General features: G+C 66.0%; 1 protein-coding gene. It reads left to right on the plus strand.

Annotated elements, in window-relative coordinates:
- Positions 1 to 58: 58 nt before the first annotated feature.
- The coding region (locus tag ON19_RS30845) for an amino acid adenylation domain-containing protein (RefSeq protein ID WP_280925718.1) at positions 59 to 1,110 on the plus strand (1,052 nt) is incomplete at its 3' end.

Raw genomic sequence — 1,110 nt, forward strand, 5'->3', positions numbered from 1 at the left:
CCCTGGCGGTGTTGCGGTGGTGGCGATCGGGGATGCGCGACACCACGCTCCTGCCCCGGTGTGCCGGGGGAGCGGGACTGATCTTGCTTACGTTATTTTCACCTCCGGTTCCACCGGCGTCCCGAAGGGTGTCGAGGTCGAACACGGCAGCGCCGTGAATACGCTCGATGATCTGCGGTGCCGCTACGACCTCGGCGGCGGCGATCGTGTGCTGGCGGTAGCGGCCGTCGATTTCGACCTGTCGGTGTTCGACTTGTTTGGTGTGTTGGGTGCCGGCGGCAGTGTGGTGCTCGTGGCCGATGAGGATCGGCGTGACCCGGGCCGGTGGCTCGAGCTGGTACGGAAACACGGTGTGACGCTGTGGAACAGTGTCCCGGCCATGTTGGACATGCTGCTCACGGTGGCCGAGTCCGGGCCCGGATTGTCGTCGACGCTGCGGTTGGCTCTGGTGTCCGGAGACTGGGTGGGTCTGGACTTACCCGGCCGTCTCGCCGCCTTGTCCGGGAATTGCCGTTTGATCGCGCTGGGTGGGGCGACGGAGGCTTCGATCTGGTCGAACTACTTCGAGGTGGAGACGGTGGACCCGGAGTGGACATCGATCCCTTACGGTCATCCGCTGCGTAACCAGCGTTTCCGGGTGGTGGACGAGGACGGTCGGGACCGGCCGGATTGGGTACCGGGGGAGTTGCTGATCGGTGGCACCGGAGTGGCCCGAGGTTATCGCGGCGAACCCGGCCTCACTGCCGCGGCATTCTTCGAGGAAGGAGGCGTTCGCTGGTACCGGACCGGGGATTTGGGCCGGTACCGGCCGGACGGCACTCTGGAGTTCCTCGGCCGGGCCGATCGTCAGGTGAAGATTCGTGGGCACCGGATCGAACTCGGTGAGATCGAGCAGGCGATCACCGCTCATCCGGAGGTCCGTCGGGCTATCGCGCTCGCGGTCGGGCAGCGCGCGCAGGCGCGGCTTGTCGCCTTCGTGGAACCTGCTCTGCCCGAAGATATATCGGGTTTTCTGGCCGATCGGATTCCCTCGGGGTGGATGCCCGACCTGATCGCACTGCCGGACCCGCCACTGACCGGCAACGGAAAAATCGACCACGCCGCGTTGGT

The organism is Nocardia abscessus NBRC 100374 (genome assembly GCF_000308455.1).
GTDB classification, from domain to species: Bacteria; Actinomycetota; Actinomycetes; order Mycobacteriales; family Mycobacteriaceae; genus Nocardia; species Nocardia abscessus.